Origin of the sequence: Streptacidiphilus sp. ASG 303 (assembly GCF_020991365.1) — a bacterium.
Taxonomy (GTDB): Bacteria; Actinomycetota; Actinomycetes; order Streptomycetales; family Streptomycetaceae; genus Peterkaempfera.
Window position 1 is genome coordinate 1 of record NZ_JAJLRA010000130.1, and the last position, 308, is coordinate 308.

Consider the following 308-nt stretch of genomic DNA (forward strand, 5'->3'; position numbering starts at 1 on the left):
GCGAAGGGCGGGATCGCCTTGACGACGGCGGCATCGGGCGCATGCCTGGCCACTTCCTCGCCAGCCGAGGTGGTGGTGCCGAGGACGAGCTCGCTCAGGTCGGGGGCGAACGGGTTGGTCGTGTCCCACACGACCCTTCCGGTCAGGGAGTCGGCCACCTGGTCGACGAGTCCGAGGGTCACGGGCCACGGGGTCGACAGGAGGACAACGCCCCCGTGCCGTGCCGCCTGCTCGGGGCTGCCCGGGCGGGCACCGCCGCCCATGGTCCGGGCGGCTCGGGCGACCTTGTCCTCAGTGCGCGCGAAAGC

General features: G+C 73.4%; 1 pseudogene. It reads right to left on the reverse strand.

Annotated elements, in window-relative coordinates:
* Positions 1-263 (reverse strand): annotated as a pseudogene (locus LO771_RS30215) (NADP oxidoreductase); the annotation flags it as partial.
* Positions 264-308 lie beyond the last annotated feature (45 nt).